Origin of the sequence: Williamsia limnetica (assembly GCF_003217475.1) — a bacterium.
Taxonomy (GTDB): domain Bacteria; phylum Actinomycetota; class Actinomycetes; order Mycobacteriales; family Mycobacteriaceae; genus Williamsia; species Williamsia limnetica.
Genome location: NZ_QJSP01000006.1, coordinates 34,450 through 49,781 on the forward strand (window position 1 = coordinate 34,450; position 15,332 = coordinate 49,781).

Here is a 15,332-nt window from a genome sequence, read left to right on the forward strand (position 1 = left end):
TCGGCGGGCGGAGATGTGGGTCAGGAGGGGATGAGGACGGGCTTGACCACATCGCCACGGAGAGAGGCCTGTTCGGCTTCGTTGATCTGATCGAGCGGGAATTTCTTGATCAGGCGGTCGAACGGGAAGCGGCCTTGCCGCCAGAGTTCGATGAGCCGGGGGATGAGGATGCCCGGGACCGCGTCCCCCTCGAGTATTCCGGTCACGGTTCGGCCGATCGCCAGATCCATGGGACCGAGAGAAACGTCACCGAGTTGTACCCCGACCAGGCCACACGTCCCGGTCGGACGAAGACAGCTGATGGCGGTGCTGATGACTGCAGGAACGCCGGTGGTGTCGAGACTGTATTGCGCTCCGCCTCCGGTGATCGCGATGAGCGTCTCGAGAATGTCGGTGTCGGTGCCGTCGACGGTATGGGTGGCCCCGAGTTCGGCGGCAAGATCGAGTCGAGAGCGATGGAGATCGACGGCGACGATGGTGGTGGCGCCGGCCACCCGCGCAGCCATGACCGCGCTGAGCCCGACACCGCCGGCCCCGAAGATCACGACACTCGATCCGGCGCGCACGTCGAGTGCGACGAGTATGGCGCCCGCCCCGGTCTGGACGCCGCAGCCGAGAGGGCCGAGCAGTTCGATGGGCAGATCCTTGGAGACCTTGACTGCGTTGACCGCATCCACGATTGAGTGGGTGGCGAACGACGACTGTCCGAACCACCGTGCTGCCACGGGCTTTCCGTCGGTGTCCGTGACCGGTCCTTCAGCGTCGAGGCCGACGCCACTGAGGTTCCGCGGCATGAAGGTCTCGCAGTATGCGGGATGGGAGCTCAGACAGTTCTGGCAGCGACCACAGGAGTCGTACGAGAGAACCACATGGTCGCCGACGTCCAGATCGGCTACACCTGGCCCGATGGATTCGACGACGCCGGATCCCTCGTGGCCGGGAATGATGGGTGGTCCCGCGGTGAGATCAGGGACGCGGGGCAGAGTGTCGGTGTGGCACAGGCCCACGCCGGCTATCCGCACTCGGATCTGGCCGGGGCCGGGCTCGGCGATATCGAGGTCTTCGATCTGGTACTTCAAGTCAAAGCCTCGGAGAACCGCTGCTTGCATCTTCACAAGGACTCCTTTCCTAGCGGGTGACGTCTGATGCTGGCGCCGAATGGGTGTCCAACAGAAAGCGTTTGACGAGCTTGCCGGTCGGTGTCCGGGGCAGGGTGTCGACGAAGTCGAAGCTCTTCGGGATCTTGTAGTGGGCAATGCGGGTGCGCAGGTAGTCAGTCAGTTCATCCGCGAGGGCACTGTCGCCGGCCACATCGGCACTCTGCTGTACCACGGCCTTGATCTGCTCGCCCATGTCGTGATCGGGTATCCCGATCACCGCGACATCGAAGACTTTGGGATGCAACGTCAACGCGTTCTCGATCTCTTGGGGATAGATGTTCACGCCACCGGAGATGATCATGAACGACTTGCGGTCGGTCAGGTAGAGGTAGCCCTCGTCATCGACGTACCCCACGTCGCCGGTCGTACTCCAGGTGGGGTGTGATGGGTGTTGAGCAGCAACGGTTTTGGCGTCATCATTGTGGTACTCGAAGGTGACGGTGTCGCGCTCGAAGAATACGGTGCCGACTTCTCCGGTTGGGATCTCAGCACCGTCGTCGTCGCAGATGTGGATCACGCCGACCGCCGCCTGGCCAACAGACCCGGGATGGGCGAGCCACTGCGAACTGTCGATGAACGTGATGCCGTTGCCCTCGGTTGACGAGTAGTACTCGTACAAAATCGGCCCCCACCAGTCGATCATCGCGTGCTTGACGTCGGCCGGACACGGCGCGGCGGCGTGGACCGCGACCCGCAGTGTGGACACGTCGTACTGCTCACGAATGACGCTGGACAGCTTGAGCAGTCGCACGAACATCGTCGGGACCCACTGGCTGTGGGTGATGGCGTAGTTATCGATGGCGGCGAGGGCGCCCTCTGCGTCGAACCGTTGCATCATCACGACGGTGCCGCCGAGTGCGTGCACGATTCCGCCGAATCGAAGTGGTGCGGCATGGTAAATCGGCGCGGGGGACAGGTAGACAGTGTCGGGGCCGAACCCGTACATGGGGCCGAAAACGGCGGTGTAAATGTCGCCGGGCTCATCGATCTGGGTCTCCGGCAGAGGGGGTTTGATTCCTTTGGGACGGCCGGTGGTCCCTGACGAGTAGAGCATGTCGGCGCCCCGTGGTTGCGATGGTAAAGGTGTCGTCGACGCGGTGGCGAGCGCGTCTTCGTAGGATTCGTATCCGGGCACCTCGCCACCGAAGACCAGCCGCACGGCGACGTCGGTGGTCGACAGGATCGCGGTGGCGGCGTCGCGCAACGCGCCTGAGGCCACGAGAGCCATTGCGCCGCAGTCGTTGACGATGTAGGCGATCTCATCAGTCGACAGATGCCGGTTGACGGCGGTCAAGTACAGCCCCGAACGCATCGCCGCCCAATAGACCTCGAAAATCCGTGGGTTGTTGTCGGTGAGAACGGCGAGGTGATCGCCACGCCGCAGGCCGCTGTCGAACAGGTGGCGCGCGAGACGTCGCGAACGATCCTCGAGATCTAGATAGCTGAGGGTCTCACCGGTCTCGGCGACGACAACGGCTGCTTTGTGCGGCGAGGTCGCGGCGTGTGCGCCTGGGTACATGGACAACTCCTTCAACAAGGGCGATCCGGCGACTTCGAACGCTATGGTGCGGATCACATCTGAAGTCAGACGATATGCTTAGACATCATGCCTAGTCAATGTGTCCGAGCCAAATTGATGAGTCTCAAGTGCGGGACAGGCCGTCTAAGCTGGCTGCCTAGACAACGTGGCAGTGTTTGTCCAGACAGAAGGCCTCTGATCGTCTGATCAGGGCGACAGGCGGGAAGGCAGCTCGTGGCGGAATCCAAGAAACGCATCAGCAGAGATGAGCGTCGGATCATCATCGAACGGCAGCTTCTCGCAGCCGCCGAGCGGTTGATGGCGGACGGTGCGTCGTTCACCGAACTGAGCGTCGAGCGACTTGCCAGAGAGGCGGGCATCTCCCGGGCGACGTTCTACATCTACTTCGAGGACAAAGGGCACCTGCTGCGCCAGCTGACCGGTCAGGCGTTTGCCGACTTCACCGACGCCGCCAACAACTGGTGGACCGTCGTCGACCGGCACGATCCGGCCGACACCGAATCGTCGGTCCGCGGCATCATCGCTGCGTTTCGCGAGCACCAGCACCTGATGAACGCCGTCGGCGAGATGGCCTCGTACACACCCGGTGTTGCGGACACGCTCCGCGCCTTGATGGACAGTGTCATCACCGAGGTCGAGGGCGTGATCGATGCGGGCAAGGCGGCGGGCATAATCCGGTCGGATCTCCCGTCCCATGCCACGGCCACTGCTTTGTCCTGGATGGTCGAGCGCACGTGCTCGCAAGTCATCCCCGCCGGCGATCCGGACTATGACGAGGACCTGGCGCGCGCGATGACCGAGATCGTCTGGTCGACTCTCTATTGCACTCCGCTGACAGGAAGGCCCTCGCAATAGAGATCTCACGACTCATCTCGGGTGGCCTGGCGGTTGTCGGGCAACTGTCGATTGATATCTGACTGTCGTTCCATCGAAGCGGCCGCCATGTGGACGTACAATTCGAGTAGACGGCAGAGCTTTCACTTTGAGTCGTTGGTAGCGAAATAATCCTCCGCACAACGGGTTCCGTCAATGAAAATGACTAAATCAACTAGGAAAAGTAGTGCTGCGTGGCGGGTTGATGTGGTCTGCGTTGATGTCGAGTCGCCCGGTGTGGGGAATGGGGAGGGCTTCGATGTCGGGGTGGGTGAGGATTGTTTCGGCGGTGTCGTGGTCGCAGGCGAGGATGGTCGAGTCGTAGTCGACGTCGGTTGAGATGCACCATGCTCGGTCTGTTGGCCAGGCGAGGTGGGCGCTGATGGTGGTGTCGCCGAGGTAGGCGCCGACTGCGTCGGCGTCGTTCGGTGTGCCGCGGAGCAGGACGTAGCTTCGTCCGGGGTGGGTGAGTTTGGGTCCTTGTGCGAGTCGGGCGATGCGTTGATCGAGTTCGTTGCCGACGTCGAGGGGGCGGGTGAGGTCGTCGTGCATTGCCCAGCCCGTGCCCTCCCAGACGCCGAAGTAGACCTCGGTGGGGGGAGTAGTTTTTGTGGCCAGCACGGCGAACACGGTGCGGGTCAGCGAATGATGAAGTCGGCCAATGACCGGACTCTTGTGAGGCCATCGTTCGGAGTCGCTGTCGCCGGCGATCTGCTGCCACTGCGCCTGAGGGTGCATCGTTCGGTGGGTAACCGTGGCCACGTGCGACCACGAGTAGAGCTGATCAGTTGGGTCGGATGCTGCTGGGTGAAAGATGCGAACGTAATTCAGATATCCCGCAGGGGATATCGCGGCGACCGTTCCCCACTGCCCGGTCAGCTGCGGCCTGATCCATTCACCCAGCTCGACATCGGCTTCTTTCACCCCTGCAGTGTCGCAGCTCTTGCTACGCGGAGCTGGGTGACCGCTGCCTCGTCCACTTTGTCTGCGTGAGGCGAGTTGCACGGATACTGCCTCGCCGCTGGGGGCCTGGCGACGTAGGGCAGCGCGCCGGGAACTGCAGGCAGTGCAGAACCCGAGGTGCGGGGGAGTTTCTTGGCGCGCAGAGAATACGAGCGTCCGCATTTCGCCATCCCCGAGTCAGATGAACGTACTTCGGTCGGCGACGCGTGCCGCGATCACATGCCGAACGTAGGCGGCAATCAAGACGATTGCCAATCCGATCAGCGTGCCCATCGCCGGAAACGTCAGATAGGTCGGATCCAGCTCCCACAGAGGCGGCGCGCCGTGAATCAACGGGTAGCGGTCGAGGTCGTTGCCGTCGATCGGGGGCCGCGGGGTGTCAGTATTGATGATTCCGACCTGGGGCGGGTCATGATGTGCGTAGATTGCTCCGGCCAGACCACAAAGCGCACCGATGACACCGCCCCCCAGTATCGCTGCGGCATCCCGGACTCGCGTATTGCGCTCTCGGGCGACTCGTTCCACGAGAACCCCGACGATCAGCCCGATGGCCAGCCCGGCGGCGGGTAGCAGTGCGAAGGCCGGCCACCACGTCGGCCCGTTCACCCAATCGAGTGACTTGACCACGAACATGTACCCAACTTTGTCGGCTGGTATCGGTGGTGGGGCCGTATCGATGACGATCCGCTGTACGGCGTAACGCCAGCCGAGGGCCGCCAGAGCACCCATCAGGAGACCAAGTGCTGCGTGCTGAAGCCAGAACCGCGCCGCGACCGGCGCCGTCATCTGTGAGATTCCAAGGTCTCGACCCCGGCCTCGAAGCCCCGGGCGTGTAGATCGCTGCAAAGCAGGGTCGGAATCATTGTCGTTGAGTGTAGGGCGCCCACCCAGTTGGCCCGAAAGCCGGTTACCACGAGGACGTGGTGGTTGAGCTGGATAGAGGCCCCTCCAAAGGTCGTTCCATCTATAAGATTCGGCGCGGCAAGCAGGGGGTCAGCGGATGTCTGCGTCTTGTTGGCAGCGGGCTCGATGGCAGAAATCGATGACATATGCGGAGAACTCGAGGGGGGTCATCTGAAGAAATATCCCCGGCGACGTTGAGAAGTAGTCGAGGTGTGCTATTCGTATCCCGGCGGCCCGGACGATGCGGCAGGCCTCGTGGAATCCTGCTCGGTTCCGTCATCGCTTATTCGGTACAAAAGGATCGGCAATTCCAGACAATGCGCGAGGGCATCGAGTATTTTGCTGTTTGAACCGCCCGGTTTCTGCCTTGACGACCCGCAGTCACGAAGGTCGGTGTCATTTGGCTGGATGAGGACGATCGATTCAGAGACCATCGAGCGGCCTGCTCCGCCCTGGGTGAAGGGTCGGCCGGTGTGAAACTGACGGCGCCGCAACTCCGCTCGGGGAACTCGCTGCGCAACTGTGGCGCGCTAGGCGCCGAACCGTCGAATGCGGACTGGTCAACTAAACTTGACAACGTGCGGTGGGGCAAAGAATTGCTCTTGTCCGGGCGTCGCCCCGGAAACAAGATACGATAACCAAGAATTACCTCGTCCAGAAGCGGCGGGTTTGCTGTTGTGCCCGCAACCGGCAGTTTCGACTGGCTCCCGGGGTCGGATTTTCCATATGATGTAACGCTATCTGCTCTTGCGGAGAACTTACAGGTAAGAAATGGGGATTGGTCTGGGTGCGATGTCGTTACCCAACTGATTTGTGTTCGATGTTCAGTGGCCGAGAATGATCTTCTTTCCGGTCGACCAAAATCCGTGGAGGGGGCGGCTGTGGGCGGGAGAGAGGGCCGACGGGCCGGGCATGCGCCGGAGCATTCTGCTCAGGCCGAGAGTGGCGCTGCGGGTTCGGACGTTGTTTTGTGGCGGGATCCGAAACGCTATTTGTGGCCTTTGAGCTTGATGGTGCCTGCTGGGCCATTCATTGCATGGTTGCTTGCCCATAATGTGTCGGGCCTGTTGTGGGGATTCGGTGGGTACCTACTGCTCGTTGTGGTTCCGTTGCTCGATGTGGCATGGGGGCGCGACCCCAGTGGACCGCCAGAAGAAGCGGTGCGGACGTTATCGGCCGATGAGTATTACCGCTGGTGTACGTATCTTTTTGTTCCCGTTCAGTACGCCGGGCTGTTCTTTGGGTTCTGGTGTTTGGCACATGAATCCATGACCCCCGGAGAGCGGGTCGGTTTGTCGATCACGCTGGGAATCAGCGCGGCAATTGGGATCAACGCCGCGCACGAGTTGGGTCACAAACGCGGCACAGGGGAGCAGACGTTGGCGAAGTTGGCGCTGGCACCCTCGTGCTACGGCCATTTCTTCGTCGAACACAATGTCGGCCATCACCTCAAGGTCGCCACTGCGCAAGATCCTGCGAGCGCTCGGCTCGGTGAGTCATTGTGGGCGTTTTATCCCCGAGCGCTGGTCGGGGGAGTCGTTTCTGGCGTGCGGCTGGAGGCCGCTCGCCTCCGCCGCCGGGGGCACCGGTTCTGGCACTGGCGCAACAGTATTGCGCAGTCGTGGGCGGCGAGTGTGCTGATCGTCGTGGTTATCGTGGCCGTGTTCGGCTGGGCCGTGGCCCCGTGGTTTGTGCTGCAGGCGGTGATCGGGATGCTTGTTCTCGAAGCGGTGAACTACATCGAGCATTACGGGCTGCTGCGGGCGCCCGGCGCCGGCGGCCAGCCCGGCAAGGTGTATCCCGAACACAGCTGGAACGGCGACCAAGTGTTCAGCAATGTGGTGCTGCTGAACTTGCAGCGGCATTCTGACCACCACGCCCGACCTCGGCGGCGCTATCAGGTGCTGCGCAGTTGTGAGGAGGCGCCGCAGTTCCCCGCCGGCTACGCGTTGATGGTGTTGCTCGCCGCCGTGCCGCCGCTGTGGCGAGCGGTCATGGACCGCCGGGTGGTCGCGCACTACGGCGGCGATCTGTCCCGTATCAACATTCACCCCGCCAAGGCAGACGTGATGAGCCGGCGCTACCGGTACGACCGTGGTGCCGCGAACAACATCGATGCCCGGTGACCGCCGCACCAGAGGCCGGCCTCGTCGGTGGCAGCAGCAATGACCCCACCAGCGGTGGCGCCATCAGTGCGCACTCCCACGCCGGGCAGGCGGTGAGCGTACGGTTCGCGACCGACGGCGAGATCAGCCGGTGGGACGAGCTGATCTTGCAAAATCCGGACGAGGGAACTGTCTACCGGGGCCGCGCCAACATCGACGCCATGGAGCTGCAGGGTGCAGCCCCGGTATACCTGATCGTCGACGGTTGCGCGGTGACCGCTTTCAAGGTGGGAGTGCCACTGGTTGGTGCGTTGTGGGTGCTCTTTGGACCTCCTGTCCGCGACGTTCGCGAGTTGATCTCGTCTGCTCGCGCGGTCGCAGCCTTCGCGGCACGCCAGGGTGAGATCACTGCTGTGCGGGTCCGCACGCAGCTCAAGGCCAACCCCGACGACGCCGAAATGCTGCGCGCCGAAGGATTGGTGCGGGTACCGACCTGGCTTGATGACAGCACCGTCATCGTGGACCTGACAGGCTCGCAGCAGGATGTGTGGGCTCGCTTCAAGAAGCGGGCACGCAAATCAATTCGGCGGGCCGAGCGCGAAGGCGTTGTCGTTGACCGTGTCGCGGCGACCGACGACAACTGCCGGGTGCTCTATGAGATGCTCGACGCCACCAGCGGCGGCCGGTTCAAGATTCCCGGCCTGGCCAGTACGACCGCAGTGTTTCAGCGATACGAGTCAACCGGCCACGGGCAGCTGTTCCTCGCCCGGCACTGCGGCGAGGTCGTGGTCGGTGCATTCGTGGCGATGCTGGGCACCACCGCCCTTTATCTGGGGGCGGGTTCGGTCCGCAAACTTCCAGGAGACCCCACCCTGTGCGGTCTCGGCGATAGTCGAGCCGCCTACGCCCTGCAATGGGACATCATGGGCTGGGCTCGTGAACATGGCTGCGCGCGCTACGACCTCGACGGGACACCCTCCTCGGCGACCATCGGCGACCCTGCGCATCCACGACACGGCGTCGGTCAGTTCAAGACCGCGTTCAGTGACGAAATCACCGACTACCTCGGCGCCTACCAGATAGCAGTGCATCCGCGGCGGGCCTGGCTGTTGCGTCAACTCGAGATCTGCGCCCAACGCATCGACAGCTCACCACAACTCAACCGCGTCCGGCGTCGCCCGGTACGCCCCAACCCCGACCACGTGTGGCTGCACCGCAAGTTCACCCAGTCTCACCGCCGTGGCTCCTGATCACCTTTGAGCACTGACGCCAGCATGCTCATGGCGCCGGTCAGTCCGGAGGCTCACTCGAACCTGCCTCGTCCGCGTTCACGTCGCCGGTGCCATCGGTGGTCGACGACGCGGGGTCGATTTCGGGTTCGGCTTCCGGTGTGTGGACATGTTTGTCCTCGAGTTCGTCGACAACGTCAGCGGGGTCTTTGTGCGGTTGCGTCCGGCTGTCTTTGTTCTCGGTCATGTCATCTTTCATGAGGTTGCCGCGGCTATGGATCGGCGAGTTTTCGCTGTCTGACGCGTACCCACCTACGCCACTTCGAACCGCGTACCCTTCTTCCGGCGCTCAGCCAGGCGACGTGGCGAAGCGGCGGGCTCTGTTCCTTGTCACTCGTTCACCGGCGCAAGAATCATCATCGTCCCCACCACCAATTCGTCGTCGAGAAGTTCGGTGATGATGGCTTCCTGGTTGGCAGCGTTCTGCCAGCGGGGATCATGGTGATGTCGATCTCTGAGGAGGTCGTCGACTGCGGCAACCCGCCGCTGCCACCAGTCGGGTGGGCTGTCGAAGTCGGTGAGTTCGGCGCGGTCGACAATGCGCATCCCGGCGCCGGACACGAGTCTCTCGAGACCCTGCCGGGTGGGAAAATCGTTGCCTTCAGGTTGGCGTGGCAACTGGTCGACCGTCTTGATGTAGACAAGCAGACCGATCGCGCCGCTGGGTCGGACGATTCGGCGTAGCTCGCGCAGCATCGCGAATTGGTCAGTGCTGGTGCAGAGCACGCCCAGCGACCACGCAGCATCGAACGCGCCGTCGGCAAAGGGGAGGGCTTCGCCGGCGGCAGCGACTGTTGGTCTGTCGAACAATTGCCTGGCTGCCCGGCAGGCACCCAGCATGGGTTCGACCAGCACCACTTCGGCGCCGGATCGATGCGCTGCGAGTTCTGCCGCACCGCCCATCCCGGCGCCGACATCGATCAGCAGCGACCGCTCGGTGAGCCCGAGCCGCTCGGCCAACCACGCCTGTGCCTGCGGACTGCCGCTGCCCCGGCAGGCCGCAGGTACCGCGTACTCCGGCCCCAGATCTTCCACGGCCCGGACTGTCCACAACGGTATGGTGTCGAACTCGTCCTTCATCTCATCCACGTTGTCTACCGACCAATCCGGTTGTGTGCGTGAGACGCTCACGCAGTCGGAGTGCGATCTCGGCTTTGACCCTCGCTGCCGCGACCTCGCCGGCACCCGAGGCCAGCCCGGACAGGTTCACTCCCACGATGCCGGGTATCTCGAGCAGCTGCACTGCCTCGCGCACCGCGGTCTCGATGCCCTCCTCGACGGGATCGGGGGATGCCAGTACCCGTTCGATCTGCCCGTCGTCCAAGTGCAGGCCAGGAAACGCCGCCAGGACACGCGCTGACCGTTCATCGGTGTACACCGCGACCCCGGCGATGATCGGCATCGTGACGCCCAATCTCTGCGCACGGTCAACGAACATCGCCGCGGCACCGACTGTGCTGACGTGGTTCAACACCGCCATCTGTGCCCCGGCCTTTTGCTTCTCGAGCAGTCGCGCGGGCCGGATCCCCATGGGCACTGCTTCAGGTGCTTCAGGAACGCCGACAGCGAGATCGGCTTGCGCGGCCAAAGCGGCCAAGCGGGTCCCGTCGAGGTCGAACACCTGGGTCACGTCCTGCCGGACACCCTGGGCGCGGCCGTCGCCGGTCACGCAGAACACCCCGTCCGCCCCAGCAAGACCCAATCCCATGAGCTCCTGTTCCAAGACCACGCGGTTGCGATCGCGGCAGGTCAGGGTCACCCAGGGGCAACCGCCGGCCCCGCGGATGATCTGAGCCATAACGGTCGGGGGAAAATCGGGACGATTTTGGTGCTCGCCGACGAGGACGGCGTCGCTGCACTCACCGAGAATCGTTGTCACTTCCTCCAGCGTCTTACGATCAAAGGCCGGCACCGACAAGTCCGACAGGACGACTGGTCCAACACGGGATGCGCCGATCAACTGACTCGACGCCGCTGGACTGACACGCGCCTCAGTCCATGAAACCGGCTGTTCCAGCATCGAAAACGGGCATGGGTGCCAACCCATTTCGCATGTCCCATCATCATGGACGCCGCCGCACGGCCCGAACACCATCCGCTTGGGACACCCCTGCGCACGGTCGCCGCGAAACTCGAGAAATGCATCGGACCCGGTCGAACTGGGCGTTGTCATACCAACGCTGATACCCCGGCCGCACCCGTGCCAACCATCGCCGCGCGGGCGGCGAGACTCAGCCGACGAGCCCGGCGTGGTCGAATGCCAGCAGCGCGGCGTTGCCCGTGGTCCACAATTCGTCGACGGCACGACTTGCCGCATCGGCGGTCGTCGGGTTCTGCAGGGCCAGACCATTGCTGAACGTGAGGACGTTGTACCCGACGTCGGCTGCTCGTAACATCGGACCGGTGGCTTTACCTGCACCGACGACTCGGTCGAGACCTTCGCCGAACGCATAGAAGCGGAAGGGGGGACCGAGGTCGACGCCATACACGTCATTGGTTGCATCGACGATCGAATTGCCATGTGCAGCAATGGTGTCAACGATGAAGAAGAAGTCTCGTGCCTGAGTGGTGGCGGTTTGCGCGTCGGCGGTTGCGTAGGCCAGGTCGACCGTGATGTGTGAGTTGTAGCCCGCGAGGGCAACGCGTTCACCGGATACCCGGCAGTCGGCGGCGAGATCGAAGTAGTAGCGCCACTGCGGAGGGGCGGTCCCGCCGGTGAACTCAGCGTGGATAGCGTCAAGGAAGCGGTCCAGCAAGCGCAGACTGATGACCGGAGCCCACCGAGGATCGACGAACACGGCCGGATGATTCTGCAGTGGCATCACAGCATCGCGTTCGATGGCGGCAAGACCCAGCGGAAAGAGCCCTCGGCGATCGCGATGGGCGGTGAGTAGATCGGTGATGGCCCATAGATCGGCCACGTGCTGACGCAGCCGCGCCAACGGTGTGGCAGTTGGCTCGTCGCGATGGCGCGACAGGTCGGCGATCCGATTTTGTTCAGCGGCCGTCAGTGGTTCACTGCCACATGAGGCAGGCGGTGCGGCACCGGCGGATCCCGGAACGGTGCAGACGAGTCCGCTGAACACAAGCAGGATGACGACGATGACACGCACGGGTGGCATGTGACGATGCTACAACTGCGCTGCGCACAGACGTCTACGCATGCGGGCGTCACGTCTCTACCACGATGGTTGGTCATGCCACTGGAGACGAAACGTGCTGTGTCACAAGTTGACGGGATGCTCGTTGTCGACAAGTCGGCGGGCGATCTCGGCCAGGGGGTGTTGGGACAGCAGCCGAAGTAGGTCGAAGGCTTGGATGGGGCCGAGGTTGTATCGTTCCATGATCAAGCACGACGGCGGCGTAGGCGGCGAAGATGTAGCCCAGGTCGCGATCATGTTGGCTGAGCGCTTCGGGGATACGCCGGGCTTGCTGTCAGCGGTGGGTGATGACGACTTACCGGATTCAGGGGGCGTCGAGGAATGCGAGAACTTCGGGGACGAACTCGCGGTGGTGCTGGAATACGCCGCCGTGGCCGGAGTCGGGGTAGATCACGACTTTCGCGTTGGGCAGTCGGTTCGCCAGATCCACCGAGTGTTCGCTGGCGACCATCACATCGTGGTCACCGTTGGCCACCAAAACTGGCTGGGTGATGGCCGAGAGGTCATCAGGTGCTGCTCTGCCGCCGGCGATGATGGCGCGCAACTGCGCCAATCGCGCCTGCAGAGAGATCGCGCGGACCCGGTCAGTGCTCCGCTGCGCGAGGCGGTCGAAATATGCCGCGGCAGCTCGTTTGCCTTCGGGGGTGCGGGGGAAGAAGAGGTAGTTGCGCGGGTCTTGCCGGGTCAAGGCTGCCTTGAGGTAGGCGCCGCCGACGATGGTGGCCATCTTGTCGATACCGCCGCCGCCGCGTGGTCCTGTGCCGGCCAGCACGATTCTGCGCACGAGGTCGGGGGCGTGCAGTGCGACGACCTGGGCCACGCCGCCACCGAGGGAGAAGCCGAACAGGTCGACCTTGTCGAGACCGAGGGCGCCGATGACAGTGATGGCGTCGGCGGCCATGTCGTCGATACTCGTGGGAACTGTGGATCCGGATCCGCCGACTCCGCGGTTGTCGAAGGCGATGACCCGGTGTGTTGCGGCGATCCCGTTGATGACCTCGGGATCCCAGTCGTCCGGGGTTGCGGTGAAGTGGTGCAAGAACACCACCGGCACTCCAACGGAAGGGCCGAGTTCGCGGTACGCGATGCGGACACCGTCGACGTCGAGGTATCGGGTGGGGGTGTCCTTCCATGCGGTCATGCCCGAGCTCCCTCGGAGGTCGACTGCAGGTCGGGGTACAGCGTTTCGATCGGCCCGCTCAGCGCTGCCTTGACCATGGTGGTCAGGTCGTCCCCGAGGACTTCGTATCCGCCGGCTGCGACGGTGTCGTACACCTGCTTCACAAGGTCCTCGGGCTTCAACTTGGGCCCTTCGGCCAAGGCCGCCATCGCGGTGTCGACGTAGCCCATGTGCACCCCGACGACATGAACATCGTGAGGTGCGAGCTCGAGGCGCAGCGAGTTGGTGGCCGACCACAGTGCGGCTTTTGACGCGCTGTACACGCCACCGAAAGCGTTCCAACTGGCCACCGAGTGGATGTCGATGAGCGCCGCACCGGGTGCGGCGATGAGTGCCGGCGCGAAAGCTTTCGCCAGCAGCACAGGCCCGAAGAGATTGGTCTCCATGCTCGCACGCAGATCGTCCTTTGACAGCTCGAGGTAGCTGGCGGTCGGGGGGATGATTCCGGCGTTGTTGATCAGGACTGTCACATCCGAGGCGATCTGGGCGGCTGCGGTGATCGATGCGCCGTCGGTGACGTCCAGGCGTAACGGAACGATACGATCGTCGTCCCAGGCATGTGGAGATCGCGCCGCTGCATACACCTTTCGCGCACCCAGAGTGAGCGCCTGGTGTACGAACTGATCGCCTAGTCCGCCGTTGGCGCCGGTGATCAGGACTACGGAATTGTCGAGAGTGGGCATGATGTTGTGGCCTTCTGTTTCGAATGTGCGGGAGTGGAGCCCAGGGAGCGAGGGCGTCGTGTCGTGCGGAGCGCTCAGCCCCGGAGGAACTCGAGTGCTGTGGTGACGAATTGCTGGTGTTCTTGGAAGATCCCGCCGTGTCCGGCGTCGGGATAGATGCGCAGGGTGGCGTTGGGGAGGCGGCGGGCGAGGTCGTAGGAATTGCTGGTCGGCACCATCCGATCGTCTTCACCATTGGCGACGAGTACGGGGTGGGTGATCACGCTCAGGTCGGCCGGTTCCGTCAGACCCCACGTGTGGATCGCGCGAAGCTGGGTCCGAAAGGCGCGCACCGAGATCTTCTTGTCGCGGTCGGTGGTCCGTTCACCCAGACGCTTGATGAACTCCCGCGATTGCGCGATGCCGTGGGCAGTGCGGGTGAAGAACAGGTTTTGTTTAGGGTCTTTGCGCCGGAGTACGGCTGTGATCGAATCCGCGCAGGTCACCCGGGTCACCTTGTCGATGCCCTCACCACCGGCAGGCCCGGTACCGGCGAGAATGATCTTGCGGACCAGTGCGGGTCGCTCGATGGCGATGATTTGGGCGATGAATCCGCCCATCGAGAACCCCAACAGGTCGACCATATTCAGACCCATCGCGTCGATGAACGCGATGGCGTCGTGAGCCATGTCCTCGATGGTTGCCGGCGTCGTTCCGCCTGAGCCGCCGACGCCCCTGTTGTCTACGGCGATGACGTGGTGCTCGGCGGCGAGGCCGTCGACGACGCGTGGATCCCAGTTGTCGAGGGTGGCGCCGAGGTGGTTCAGGAACACCACCGGGGTACCTCCGGCCGGGCCGTACGTGCGGTAGACGAAAGCCGTGCCGTCGACCGAGATGGTTTGCGTCGCAACAGTCGACCACGACACGGTCGGCGCCGGGGTTGAAGAGGCAGCGGCGTCGCTGTGAGGAACGTTCGGGTGTGTCATGTGGGTCTCCCAGGTAGGTAAACAGATCTGTGTACTTCTCACCGTAGAGCAGAGACGGACAAATGTAAACAGATCTGTGTACGGGCAACGAATCTACTAGATGGGTGTCGGGTGCGGCCGCAAGGATGGACACGACGAGGTGCGGAACTTTGCACGGTCAGAACGGTTTGAAGTGCGCGTCTACGGGAACACTGACGTCAGCATCTCTGCGACGGCTTGGTCCGCTGAAGCCGTCGGCGTGCGGATGCTGTCGGTGCGCTGCGGCGGCCATTGAGCTGGTCTGGAAGCGGCCGGCATCCCTTTGTCATTCTGTGCACTTGTTGTGTGCCTGGAGTCTGTGGGCATGCATTTGTGGCTATTTGTTGAATGGAGCCAACATGTTTCGTCATACCGATTATCTGCAGTTCGATGCCAAGCCGGAGAAGCCTGATCCGGTGTATGCCCATAAACTTCAGGAGCTCATCGGGGGAGCGTTCGGTGAGATGACGGTGACCATGCAGTACTTGTTCC

At 63.2% G+C, this 15,332-nt stretch carries 16 protein-coding genes; 4 read left to right on the forward strand and 12 right to left on the reverse strand.

Features of this window, described 5'->3' with window-relative positions:
• Window positions 1–20: 20 nt before the first annotated feature.
• Together DFR67_RS11090 and DFR67_RS11095 are read right to left on the reverse strand one after the other, a co-directional pair.
• Complete coding sequence (locus DFR67_RS11090) at window positions 21–1,109, reverse strand: NAD(P)-dependent alcohol dehydrogenase (protein ID WP_342766728.1); 1,089 nt, start codon at window positions 1,107–1,109, stop codon at window positions 21–23.
• A gap of 19 nt (window positions 1,110–1,128) precedes the next feature.
• On the reverse strand, window positions 1,129–2,679 hold the full coding sequence (locus DFR67_RS11095) for an acyl-CoA synthetase (RefSeq protein WP_110469841.1): 1,551 nt from the start codon (window positions 2,677–2,679) through the stop codon (window positions 1,129–1,131).
• Window positions 2,680–2,913: 234 nt separating this feature from the next.
• On the opposite strand from DFR67_RS11095, the gene DFR67_RS11100 reads away from it, so the two are divergent.
• Window positions 2,914–3,555, forward strand: a complete 642-nt coding sequence (locus DFR67_RS11100; protein WP_245937880.1) for a TetR/AcrR family transcriptional regulator — start codon at window positions 2,914–2,916, stop codon at window positions 3,553–3,555.
• Window positions 3,556–3,744: 189 nt separating this feature from the next.
• Here the strand turns inward: DFR67_RS11100 and DFR67_RS11105 are convergent, their stop codons facing one another.
• Together DFR67_RS11105 and DFR67_RS11110 are read right to left on the reverse strand one after the other, a co-directional pair.
• The gene (locus DFR67_RS11105) at window positions 3,745–4,497 is read right to left on the reverse strand and encodes a hypothetical protein (RefSeq protein WP_110469612.1); all 753 of its coding nucleotides are present in this window, start codon (window positions 4,495–4,497) and stop codon (window positions 3,745–3,747) included.
• A 216-nt stretch (window positions 4,498–4,713) separates the two neighbouring features.
• Window positions 4,714–5,322 carry a hypothetical protein gene (locus DFR67_RS11110; RefSeq protein WP_110469613.1) on the reverse strand — a complete coding sequence of 203 codons (609 nt, stop codon included), beginning with the start codon at window positions 5,320–5,322 and terminating at the stop codon, window positions 4,714–4,716.
• 1,385 nt (window positions 5,323–6,707) lie between these two features.
• Here DFR67_RS11110 and DFR67_RS11120 point away from each other — a divergent pair.
• Together DFR67_RS11120 and DFR67_RS11125 are read left to right on the forward strand one after the other, a co-directional pair.
• A complete protein-coding gene (locus DFR67_RS11120; RefSeq protein ID WP_342766726.1) occupies window positions 6,708–7,565 on the forward strand; it encodes an alkane 1-monooxygenase in 858 nt (285 codons plus the stop codon).
• A complete protein-coding gene (locus DFR67_RS11125) occupies window positions 7,562–8,794 on the forward strand; it encodes a lipid II:glycine glycyltransferase FemX (protein ID WP_110469616.1) in 1,233 nt (410 codons plus the stop codon). The genes DFR67_RS11120 and DFR67_RS11125 overlap by 4 nt, the downstream gene beginning before the upstream one ends.
• A 40-nt stretch (window positions 8,795–8,834) precedes the next feature.
• Here the strand turns inward: DFR67_RS11125 and DFR67_RS11130 are convergent, their stop codons facing one another.
• The 8 genes from DFR67_RS11130 to DFR67_RS11160 form a co-directional block, all read right to left on the reverse strand.
• Window positions 8,835–9,020 (reverse strand): hypothetical protein, encoded by a 186-nt coding sequence (locus DFR67_RS11130; RefSeq protein ID WP_146240422.1) that lies wholly within the window; start codon window positions 9,018–9,020, stop codon window positions 8,835–8,837.
• A gap of 143 nt (window positions 9,021–9,163) precedes the next feature.
• Window positions 9,164–9,913, reverse strand: coding sequence for a class I SAM-dependent methyltransferase (locus DFR67_RS11135; protein ID WP_110469618.1), 750 nt, complete (start codon window positions 9,911–9,913; stop codon window positions 9,164–9,166).
• Between the two features lies 1 nt (window position 9,914).
• Window positions 9,915–10,712 carry a methylenetetrahydrofolate reductase gene (locus tag DFR67_RS11140; protein ID WP_342766727.1) on the reverse strand — a complete coding sequence of 266 codons (798 nt, stop codon included), beginning with the start codon at window positions 10,710–10,712 and terminating at the stop codon, window positions 9,915–9,917.
• Window positions 10,713–11,064: 352 nt separating this feature from the next.
• On the reverse strand, window positions 11,065–11,955 hold the full coding sequence (locus tag DFR67_RS11145) for a DUF5995 family protein (RefSeq protein WP_245937881.1): 891 nt from the start codon (window positions 11,953–11,955) through the stop codon (window positions 11,065–11,067).
• Between the two features lie 102 nt (window positions 11,956–12,057).
• The gene (locus tag DFR67_RS30775) at window positions 12,058–12,177 is read right to left on the reverse strand and encodes an ANTAR domain-containing protein (protein ID WP_146240423.1); all 120 of its coding nucleotides are present in this window, start codon (window positions 12,175–12,177) and stop codon (window positions 12,058–12,060) included.
• A 121-nt stretch (window positions 12,178–12,298) separates the two neighbouring features.
• A complete protein-coding gene (locus DFR67_RS11150) occupies window positions 12,299–13,135 on the reverse strand; it encodes an alpha/beta fold hydrolase (protein ID WP_110469619.1) in 837 nt (278 codons plus the stop codon).
• Window positions 13,132–13,857 carry an SDR family oxidoreductase gene (locus tag DFR67_RS11155; RefSeq protein ID WP_110469620.1) on the reverse strand — a complete coding sequence of 242 codons (726 nt, stop codon included), beginning with the start codon at window positions 13,855–13,857 and terminating at the stop codon, window positions 13,132–13,134. The genes DFR67_RS11150 and DFR67_RS11155 overlap by 4 nt, the downstream gene beginning before the upstream one ends.
• Before the next feature lie 74 nt (window positions 13,858–13,931).
• Complete coding sequence (locus tag DFR67_RS11160; RefSeq protein WP_110469621.1) at window positions 13,932–14,822, reverse strand: alpha/beta fold hydrolase; 891 nt, start codon at window positions 14,820–14,822, stop codon at window positions 13,932–13,934.
• Window positions 14,823–15,199: 377 nt separating this feature from the next.
• Between DFR67_RS11160 and DFR67_RS11165 the strand changes: the two genes are divergently transcribed.
• The coding region (locus DFR67_RS11165; RefSeq protein WP_211325038.1) for a manganese catalase family protein at window positions 15,200–15,332 on the forward strand (133 nt) is incomplete at its 3' end.

What these genes read in the sequence shown, in the direction of transcription:
- DFR67_RS11110 (WP_110469613.1), bottom strand. Translation starts at nt 5,322, where the DNA reads ATGACGGCGCCGGTCGCGGCGCGGTTCTGGCTTCAGCACGCAGCACTT.
- DFR67_RS11090 (WP_342766728.1), bottom strand. Translation starts at nt 1,109, where the DNA reads ATGCAAGCAGCGGTTCTCCGAGGCTTTGACTTGAAGTACCAGATCGAA.
- DFR67_RS11120 (WP_342766726.1), top strand. Translation starts at nt 6,708, where the DNA reads ATGACCCCCGGAGAGCGGGTCGGTTTGTCGATCACGCTGGGAATCAGC.
- DFR67_RS11135 (WP_110469618.1), bottom strand. Translation starts at nt 9,913, where the DNA reads ATGAAGGACGAGTTCGACACCATACCGTTGTGGACAGTCCGGGCCGTG.
- DFR67_RS11130 (WP_146240422.1), bottom strand. Translation starts at nt 9,020, where the DNA reads ATGACCGAGAACAAAGACAGCCGGACGCAACCGCACAAAGACCCCGCT.
- DFR67_RS11150 (WP_110469619.1), bottom strand. Translation starts at nt 13,135, where the DNA reads ATGACCGCATGGAAGGACACCCCCACCCGATACCTCGACGTCGACGGT.
- DFR67_RS11160 (WP_110469621.1), bottom strand. Translation starts at nt 14,822, where the DNA reads ATGACACACCCGAACGTTCCTCACAGCGACGCCGCTGCCTCTTCAACC.
- DFR67_RS11095 (WP_110469841.1), bottom strand. Translation starts at nt 2,679, where the DNA reads ATGTACCCAGGCGCACACGCCGCGACCTCGCCGCACAAAGCAGCCGTT.
- DFR67_RS30775 (WP_146240423.1), bottom strand. Translation starts at nt 12,177, where the DNA reads ATGGAACGATACAACCTCGGCCCCATCCAAGCCTTCGACCTACTTCGG.
- DFR67_RS11145 (WP_245937881.1), bottom strand. Translation starts at nt 11,955, where the DNA reads ATGCCACCCGTGCGTGTCATCGTCGTCATCCTGCTTGTGTTCAGCGGA.
- DFR67_RS11155 (WP_110469620.1), bottom strand. Translation starts at nt 13,857, where the DNA reads ATGCCCACTCTCGACAATTCCGTAGTCCTGATCACCGGCGCCAACGGC.